This window comes from Lentibacillus sp. L22, assembly GCF_040812445.1.
Lineage (GTDB): Bacteria > Bacillota > Bacilli > Bacillales > Amphibacillaceae > Lentibacillus_C > Lentibacillus_C daqui.
Genome location: NZ_JBFNXI010000072.1, coordinates 1 through 9696 on the forward strand (window position 1 = coordinate 1; position 9696 = coordinate 9696).

8 protein-coding genes are annotated in these 9696 nt (G+C 38.6%); 7 read left to right on the top strand and 1 reads right to left on the bottom strand.

Features of this window, described 5'->3' with window-relative positions; all coding sequences use genetic code 11:
* Window positions 1-596 precede the first annotated feature (596 nt).
* From ABRT01_RS17670 to ABRT01_RS17695, 6 genes are all read left to right on the top strand, one after another.
* Window positions 597-1301, top strand: coding sequence for an SDR family oxidoreductase (locus tag ABRT01_RS17670; RefSeq protein WP_269412632.1), 705 nt, complete (start codon window positions 597-599; stop codon window positions 1299-1301).
* A 300-nt stretch (window positions 1302-1601) separates the two neighbouring features.
* Window positions 1602-2282: a DUF443 family protein gene (locus tag ABRT01_RS17675; protein WP_269410507.1), complete on the top strand. Its 681-nt coding sequence runs from the start codon at window positions 1602-1604 to the stop codon at window positions 2280-2282.
* A gap of 442 nt (window positions 2283-2724) precedes the next feature.
* Window positions 2725-3276 (top strand): hypothetical protein, encoded by a 552-nt coding sequence (locus ABRT01_RS17680; RefSeq protein WP_269410506.1) that lies wholly within the window; start codon window positions 2725-2727, stop codon window positions 3274-3276.
* A gap of 1513 nt (window positions 3277-4789) precedes the next feature.
* Entirely contained in the window at window positions 4790-5062 is a 273-nt protein-coding gene (locus tag ABRT01_RS17685) for a hypothetical protein (RefSeq protein WP_269410505.1), read from the top strand.
* Window positions 5063-5137: 75 nt separating this feature from the next.
* On the top strand, window positions 5138-6247 hold the full coding sequence (locus ABRT01_RS17690) for a glycerol dehydrogenase (RefSeq protein WP_367749029.1): 1110 nt from the start codon (window positions 5138-5140) through the stop codon (window positions 6245-6247).
* 213 nt (window positions 6248-6460) lie between these two features.
* Complete coding sequence (locus tag ABRT01_RS17695; protein ID WP_483308162.1) at window positions 6461-7498, top strand: lactonase family protein; 1038 nt, start codon at window positions 6461-6463, stop codon at window positions 7496-7498.
* 107 nt (window positions 7499-7605) lie between these two features.
* Here ABRT01_RS17695 and ABRT01_RS17700 read toward each other — a convergent pair whose 3' ends face one another.
* Entirely contained in the window at window positions 7606-8049 is a 444-nt protein-coding gene (locus ABRT01_RS17700) for an Hsp20/alpha crystallin family protein (RefSeq protein WP_367749031.1), read from the bottom strand.
* Window positions 8050-8317: 268 nt separating this feature from the next.
* On the opposite strand from ABRT01_RS17700, the gene cax reads away from it, so the two are divergent.
* Window positions 8318-9379, top strand: a complete 1062-nt coding sequence (gene cax, locus ABRT01_RS17705) for a calcium/proton exchanger (protein WP_269410502.1) — start codon at window positions 8318-8320, stop codon at window positions 9377-9379.
* Window positions 9380-9696: the final 317 nt, after the last annotated feature.

The window sequence follows — 9696 nt, forward strand, 5'->3', positions numbered from 1 at the left end:
CAATCACAAAACATTTAAAGAAGGAAATATTACCGTGAAATTAAAGGATAGAAGAATATAAAAGTAAAAAAAGGTAAACAAAATAATCATTTATACCGGCTCTTTCATCGCGGAATCAATCCGCTTGGTTATATGATTCTATTTTTTATAGTATTATATGGCTCAAAATATGCAAATGAAATATATCAGCCTTATGAGGGGCTATTTTTTAATCCAGGATAGTATGAAAGATTATGCCATCAAAGGGGAGGGAGCATTCCTGTTACGGGTCTGATGGAATAAAACGGGATGAAATTATTATGAAAAAGAAGCATATTAACGGTATACTTCTTTTGTTTATCAGATTTACATAGGATAATAGGTTTAATAGCGTTGGTGAGGTATTTTAATAGGAAGAACGCACATACCGATATATTAGAATTAAGTTTGGGGAGCAATGCAAAAATACGTATCTGAAAAGTATGTCATTTGGTATAGCAATGAGCACATACACTTCACCCATCTTGCTGGATATTTTATAATTCGTAATGTATTTTGGAAGGGAATATAAGTTGACAAGCAAAGGGTGTTTTAAACGAAGGGGGGATTTGATGACGATGACACAACAATTAGTAGGAAAAACAGCGGTTGTTACCGGAGCAAGCAGTGGTATTGGCTCAGCCATCGCGAAAGAACTTGCCGAGGCAGGGGCAAATGTCGTGCTTGCTGCAAGGAACGGGGAGAAACTTGCCACAATAGCCGAAGAAATGAATCAGAAAGCAAAAATGCTATGTGTTAAAATAGACGTGACGAAGCAAAAGGATGTGAATTTTCTGGCTGAGCGCGCCCAACAAGCATTTGGCAGTGTAGATATTTATGTTAATAATGCCGGCATGATGGGGTCAAGCAGAGTACTAGAAGGAGACGTCTCTGATTGGGAGCAGATGATTGATATTAATGTGAAGGGTGTTCTTTATGGCATCCATTCCGTCTTACCTGATATGTTGGAAAAGAAAAGTGGACATATTGTCAATATCGCTTCGGATTCCGGATTTGAAGTGACAGAGCGATTGACCGTATACTGTGCAACGAAATTTGCTGTACGTGCAATCTCCGCTGGTATGGAGAAAGAGCTTGTCCAAACTGGCGTGCGCGTCACTAGTATTTCACCGGGCATGGTGGAAACGCCGTTAAGTTCAGAAAGCCCATTTGAAAGCAATCGGAAAAAACTTGAACCGAAAGACATTGCGCGAGCCGTTGTTTATGCGGTGACTCAGCCGGATTATGTGAATGTCAATGAAATTTTGGTTAGACCTGTTTAAGTGAATGGTTTTTCTGAACAGCGTAAGGCTTTGTAAAAGAACAATAGAAGTATCTATAATTATCGAGGATGAGTGATGAAGTTTGCGCCTAGTCTACGATATTAAGATATTAAAATACTATCCCAAGTTAGTTTGGAATAGTATTTTTTTCGAATGACAATGATTTTATCGGGTGTTAAGGAGTAAATAGGAGTAAATATAGAATGTGGAAAGCCATAAAAAGCAATATTGGGTTTTCATTGCTTTTATTATTATTTATCATACTGATGAGTGGTGGAGTGGTAGGAAGGGGGATTTTGTATGAAATGCACTGTGCATCGTACAGCCAAAAATTTAAGGTATCGAATACTGACAATTAAAGGAGAGAACTATATTCTGGATATGGGAGGGGCGTCCCTTTGGAAGCTATTATTTCCTTTTTTCTACTGGCTGCTTCCCAATCGTGTATATAAAGTGGAGGATCCAGAAATTGCAGAAGAATTAACAGCTCCTACCGTAAAGGAAAAGGTGGGTTCTTCTCAATTTTTATGGGCGATCTTAGCCTCTATTGCTGCCAGCAGTTTAAGCCCTATAGCGAATTATTTTGACGTTGATATTCCGATTTATGTAAATGCAATCATTGTGACAGTTATTGTTGTTCTCATGATATTACTCATCTTTACTATCAGTCGAATGTTTAAAAAAAACATGTATCAAATAATCGACCTTAGTCAGTTATTTAAAGGTCGCTTATGGGTCATGCCTGATTCATTTAAAGTTATTTTTCTGGTTACATTCGTTTATGTTGGCTGTGTTGGATTGGGAGTAATGGGAGCCGCAGCATATATTGAATATGGTAATTGGATAATATTGATATTTTCAACTATGCTTATATTTGCTGGGATCGTTTTGCCCGGACTCGCAACGATAATTGAGGGGAATACAAGGGTCATGTTTCTGGGTGGCAAAAGATCAAAAGCTTTCCCACAGGATGATGCCTAGAGTCTCGGATTGTAAGTGTAAAATGAATTAGGAGGGAAATTATCATGCTACTAATTGAATCAATTGGAGAAGGAACAGGCAAACTTATGATTTTGAATAGAGCAGCATGATCTTCCCGTCAGAGGAAACAGAGAAGCAAGGAATGTGGTATGATTATTCGGGGTACAGATACCGCCTTTAAAGCAGGAAGTCATGGTATTATAACAACGATGGCCGAAACAGCGGAATTTGCAGTTGGTTGACCAGTTGGATCGTTAATAGGTGCCGGTTTTGCTATGGTGGCGGGAAAGCTTTCGATTGGGTCTATGATCATGCAGATGATATACGAGAAGGTGCAAATCACTATGGGAAGGTAGAAAAAATTTCGTAGGCGATGCGTGGTCAGGAATAACTGATGGTTTAGGAACAATTTTTGGTTAAAGATTTGATGGAGGGATAAAACTTGAAAGATTCTTTAGTTACATTTTACAGAAACAAGGATCTATACACATTATTTTATGATCAGGATGACGGGCTTATTTATAAAATACCAATTCGTAAAAAAAACTCTTATGTTAAAGTATATTTGGGTTCTATAGCACTTTATATCACTGGAAATCTTCTTAACGGCTTCTATCAAGAATATAATAGCTTGTTCCTGGATATTAGCTTGTTTATTATTTCTCTAGTAATTGCTTATTTCACGGCTAATAAACTTCATCAAACCTATTATACAGAGGAAAAAAAACGCCCGATTGTTCTAGATGATTATTTTTTAGAAGAGTGTGCCTATAAGGGTATGAGACAATCACGAATAGAATTAAATGTTGTTATCCTTTCCTTTCTATTTGCAGTAGTTACTTTTATTATATTTTTTGCTATTAATAGTATTACACCGTTGATTCTAGGTTATTTAAGTACTGCTGTATTTCTTGGCTGCATTTATATGAAACCACTAAAGCGAAAAAAAATAATTAAAAAGCTAAGGGATGAAAAAATTCAGACCCAACAATAGATTATGTGTGTAATAGCTTGACAAGTTGATTAATGATAAGGACCAAACCATTCATAATTGGAATCAATGAAATGACAATGAAGGGTTATGGTATATTCAGGACACCCCAAGGGGATGGATACCAATAATCGGCTCTACCTCGATGAATGATATTTCTTCTGCCACTCCACTTCCACAATGCTGTAAGAGACCTTGATAAGCAGCGAAAAGGCGGAAAGCCATCCAAAACTGCAATAACCAATAACGATAAGAAAACGGAATCGCCTATCGTAATGTTGTTTTCAAGTATTATAATTTTATTCCCGAAAAAATAGATGCAGCTTTCGAAGACTTCAATGTAAGAAGCATTTAAGGATGAAAAACATTTTTTCCGGTATTTTCACTAGTGGAAGAAACAATAAGTAGAAACTTTGCTGAGACGCGCAAAGGGTGCTATCCATAAAATAAAAGGCTGGTTCAGCTAGTAGCTATAGCTAGAAGAAAATCTTCAGGAAGGGATTGAACGGTGATGTTAAAAAGACTATCAGAGGAGGACTTTGCCGTTTAAAGGGGGTCACTTGAATCCGGTAGACAAAGTCCTAGCTCATTGGGGTTTGCATTAATATTATTTATCTTTTTTCAGCCTTTAATATTTTTTTTAACCTATATTGTAGCTGCAGATAGCACCATTTTTCCATATGAAGGTGGATTGTTTACGTTACATTTAATAATAACAAGCGCCTTAGTTCTCCTATCCATTGTTTACGCCGTTCCAAAGATATATATGAAAGGTCAAAAGATACAGTACCTATTGATTACTTTAGTATCGCAAAACACGGGAGGAGTATGTTTTTATCTTTCCGCACTGTTTCTAATTGGTGCAGATAGGATGATTTCGCAAAAGTCCCTGTTGATATTTACCTGTATAACATTGTTATTTGGTTTACTTGTGTTTACTGTGACATGTATTCGGTTCTATATTCTGCTAGGAAAAGGGGAATATCGTAAGGGGTCTAAAAAGGATAAATTAAGATCTAAGGCTGAATATGATATAAAGTCGTTTGTTCCAATAATTATTGTAGGTAGTGATTGTAGGTAGTGTTGGATTGCTTTTCATTCTACAATACCTTGTTAGGACGTTTGGTCTTGCTGATATTGAATCCATTGTAATGGTAACACTATTTATTTTACTTTTCTATACTATGCTTTTTGTCCTGCCAGAACAACTCGTAATACTTTACTGTAAATACCGCTTCGATAGTTTTAACTATGACAAGAACGGAAACCTAAAACCAATGGGAACAGATAGAATGGGTGCTGCCAAATGAATATCATGGATAATCACTTTATATTAATAGCTTATAAGTCTATGATGAAATGGTGAGTAAACGTGATATGAGTAGTGATAAAACGTGGAAAATAAAAAATGCACAGACTGCAAAATTGTTGGCGACGATTGGTAGTATGGTGTGCATGGCGATGGCTGTTTTTATGTTCATTTTGAGCATATTTATTCCGATAGAAGTCACCATTAATGATTCTTATGTACGCGGGACATTACCCGAATTTGTTGCTTATCCTGCACCATTTGACATTTTTATTGGTCATGCTTGTTGGGTTATTTATAATAGAAATTATTGCGCTTCTGATCGGTAGACATGTACCAAAAAAAGCAACGACGGTACAAGGAGTGATTCTGATCGTCATTGGGTTTCCGGCTATGGTAGCAATCGGTGCAGGAATTCTTTTCATAATTGCCGGGGTACAGACGTTTTTGGCCAAGAAAGTGAGAGAGTTGACTGCGTAAAAACGCCCAATTTGTTTTAATTCTACCTAATTGGGGAAAGTATAATTGGATTACTTAAATAGGGAGTGTTACGACATGACTGAAAGAATTTTCACCAGCCCCGCTAAATATGTTCAGGGGAAAAATGTCATTCAAAATATTGGGGAATACGTAAAGGACCTTGGTGAGCAAACCATTGTCATAGCGGATGAAACGGTTTGGGATATTGCCGGGAACGAACTGGTTAACCAATTGAAACATAAAAACCTTAAGGCCGAGAAAGTTATCTTTAACGGAGAAGCTTCCAAAACAGAAATTCAGCGGATAACTGACATTGCTAAAAATGCTAATGCAACAGTGGTTATCGGTGTCGGTGGTGGTAAAACGCTCGATACCGCTAAAGCTGTATCAGACGAATTGAACGGCTATACTGTGATTGTACCCACAACTGCTTCAACCGATGCACCAACAAGTGCGTTATCCGTAGTTTATTCAGATGATGGGGTTTTTGAAGGTTATCGTTTCTACAATAAAAATCCAGATCTTGTTGTTGTCGATACAAAAATTATTGCAGGCGCACCACCACGTTTTCTGGCCTCAGGGATTGCGGATGCATTGGCGACCTGGGTGGAAGCTCGAAGCGTCATCCTGGCAGGAGGCAACACAATGGCAGGCGGCAAAACAACAATTGCCGGACAAGCGATTGCTGAAAAATGTGAAGAAACACTTTTCAAATATGCCAATCTAGCTTATGAATCCGTGAAAGTCAAATCAGTAACGCCAGCGCTTGAATCTGTTGTGGAAGCCAACACTCTGCTCAGCGGTTTAGGCTTTGAAAGTGGCGGCCTCGGAGCAGCACACGCTATTCACAATGGCTTCACAGCTTTGCATGGTGACATCCATAATATGACACATGGTGAAAAAGTTGCTTTTGGTACGCTTGTCCAACTCGCGCTCGAAAAATGCGATTTGAGGGAGATTGAGCGCTACATTGCGCTGTATACAAGCCTTGATTTGCCAGTCACTTTGGAAGACATCAAATTGAAAGATGCAACAAGAGATGACATCATGAAAGTGGCTCAAGCGGCTACCACTGAAGGTGAAACAATCCATCAAGCCTTTAAGGTCACAGCAGACGATGTCGCCGATGCAATTTTTGCAGCTGATCAGTATGCAAAAGCCTATAAAGAAAAACATGCGCAGTAAGTATTAACAGGGAAGAACGCTATTGGTAAATTTAAAAGGACATCCCGTACTCCGGATGTCCTTTTGCTTGCTGAGCAGAAAAATAGCATTCGGGCTCAACCATGGCCCAAGAGTTAATCCTAATGTATTCCAAACATCAGTTAACGAAAAAGCGCTGGCCTACATCAACGTGTTATACTGTAATTACATTGTTTTTAAAAAGGAGCGATACATATGGGCAAAAAATATATTGGGTATGCCGGAACCTATACACGGCAAACGAGTGAAGGGATCTATCGGTTCGAATTGGATGTAGATGCTGGAACATTGGGTAAAACAGAGGTGGCGGCCAAGGTTGGGAGCCCTACTTATGTAACTGTCCGTGATGACAACAAGTATCTTTACTCGGTTGCGCAGGATGGGGATCAAGGTGGTGTCAATGCATATACGTTGGATAGTAGAACTGGTGCATTGACGAAGATAAACAGCCAGCTGGAGGATGGCGCACCACCTTGTCATTTAACGGTTCGAGGCGATCAAGTTGTTACTGCTAATTATCATAAAGGGGTTGTTGGACTGTACCAAGTGGATGAACAGGGTGCATTACAAGCCGGGTCATTTGTTTTCCATGAAGGAAGCGGGCCGCATAAGCGTCAGGAACATTCACATGTGCATTATGCTGGATTCTCGCCGGATGGGAAATATGTCCTTGCTTGTGACCTTGGTACGGACGAGCTAGTGACCTATCAAATAGAAGATAACGGATTAAGGCGCGTTGCAACATTGCAGGTCAACGGTGGCAGTGGTCCGCGACATATTGTTTTCCATCCAAATCAAAAAGTGGCCTATCTGATTACCGAATTAAGTTCAGAAATCATTGTTTTGGCATACGATACGGAAACGGGCAGTTTTTCGGAAAAACAATATATCAAGACAATCCCGGCTGATTTTATGGAGACGAATGATGCCAGTGCGATTCATATTTCTTCAGATGGAAAATTTGTTTATGCTGGAAATCGCGGGCACAATAGTATTGCCGTTTTTGCTGTTGACGATGAAACAAACAAGCTTTCGTTAGTAGAATACATGCCATCTGGCGGAGAATGGCCGCGGGATTTTGTGTTGGATCCAAGTGAGAATTATCTTGTTGCATCCAATCAGCATACGGGAAATGTAGTTTTATTTGCACGTGATAGTGAAACAGGAAGGCTTTCCAAATTGGATTCAGAAATTGCAGTACCTGAAGTGGTCTGTGTGAAATTTTTACAGTAAGGGGTCAGTTTTCCTTCATCTTAAAGCGTTAAAGCATGACGCATCATATAAAGCAAAAAAACTCCTCGTAGTTGAACTATGAGGAGTTTTTTTACGTGTTTTTTACTTTATTGAATATCAATTTGTTTTGAGGCAGGTGCGGTTGTATCTTTTTTTGGAATTTCTACTTTAAGGATTCCATCTTCCAATTTCGCGGAGATCTCGTCCTCATTTACATTGTCCACATAAAAGCTGCGGACGAATTCACCGTAATGGCGTTCTTGGCGGATTACTTTGTTATTTTCATCTTTTTCTTCGTGATTGTTGTCACGTTTAGCTGAAATGGTTAAATGATTATTTTCTATATTAATGTTGATATCCTCTTTTGCAATACCTGGTAAATCCGCTTCAATATAATAAGCATTATCCTTTTCCGTAATATCGGTGCGGAATGAACCAAGTTCCTGATTTAACGGAGAAAAGACATCACGGTTAAACGCATCATCAAACGATTTTAGCATGTTGCGAAATACATCTTCATTTCTTTTGTGAAAAGGCATTAAGTCAAACATCATATCTTCCTCCTTCATTTCGTTTACAATTAAATTATATACCATTATTAAATAATAGTCAATATAAACTGGACAAAAAACTTTAAATAACGTCCATTTACTTAGAAATACATATATGAATTGAGTATATTTTGACCTTTATTGACTAATTGATATTCAGCGGAACACGTTTATTATGTGCTGTTTTTTCTGCATCATGCAATTTACAAATAATATCTCTTTCACTGGGCAATCTATTTCTAACGAGGATTTAAAGGGGGATTCCCGGATGGTGAATATTATTTTCATCGTTATGGTGGTCATTGGCTTACCAGTTTCTGTTATTGGTTCAATGCTTGATTGGCCCACCATATTTATGTTTGTTGTTTATTGTTTAACCATTATTGCTTTGGCAGGTTTTATTGGCCGGGCAACCGATAGCCTGACAATAGTAATGGGTTCAAGAATTGGCGGGCTATTGAATGCAACGTTTGGGAATGCGGTTGAGTTGATTATTTCAATTTTTTCCCTGAAGGCTGGGCTTGTCGGGATTGTATTGGCTTCATTAACTGGCTCGGTGCTGGGAAATTTATTGTTTGTTGCTGGCTTGTCTTTTTTTGTTGGCGGATTAAGGTATAAACGTCAGAAGTTTAATATATATCATGCGCAACATAATGCGGGACTATTGATTTTTGCCGTACTTGTTGCCTTTGTGATTCCGGAAGTGTTTTCATATGGGATGAATGACCGTCATACAATGATTTTTAGTATCGGGATCTCCATTATTTTAATCATTTTGTACGCTGCAACATTAGTATTTAAATTGGTCACGCATCGCGGGGTATATGCAAGTAAAAAGGAAAAAGCGGAAAATCAAGCGGAGGAAGAACCGGAATGGGGTAAAGGCAAGTCGGTTATTGTGTTAGCCCTATCAACGATCGCAGTTGCCTATGTTTCGGAAAAACTCGTCGATACGTTTCATTTAGTCGGTGAAACATTTGGCTGGTCAGAACTGTTTATTGGGGTCATTATTGTTGCCATTGTCGGTAATGCAGCGGAACACGCATCGGCAGTTATTATGGCATATAAAGATAAAATGGATGTGGCGATGGAAATTGCGGTAGGATCAACCTTGCAAATTGCGATGTTCGTTGTACCAGTACTTGTGCTAATATCGCTCTTTTTTTCCAATCCGATGTCTTTGGTGTTTTCGTGGGCTGAATTAGTCAGTATGGCCATGGCTGTGTTGTTGATGGCTATGATATCGGTGGATGGGGATTCGAATTGGTTTGATGGGATGGTTCTACTTGCCGCCTACGTCATTATGGGAGTCGGCTTTTATTTTCTGTAAAATAACAGCAAGCTCCCCCTTGATATTTGGGGGAGCTTGCTGTTATAGCGTTTTAGCCGGCAGTTTTGTCCGAAAAGATTTCCGGGTTAGTTTCCGGGCGGTCGATTCGTGCGGTATTTATTATTGTTTTTCATATCGTTTATTTCTTGTTTGCTTTTGTTCTTTGTTTTTGTTTTTGTTTTATCTTTTGCCATTGGATTCCCTCCTTGTTATGTAGTTTGGCTTTTTGGAGAGAAAAAATGTAGTACTTTTGAGGGTCAACACCAAAACCAATGGTTGATATTGATAGGTAAATATGGTAATGGTGCTAAATAAAT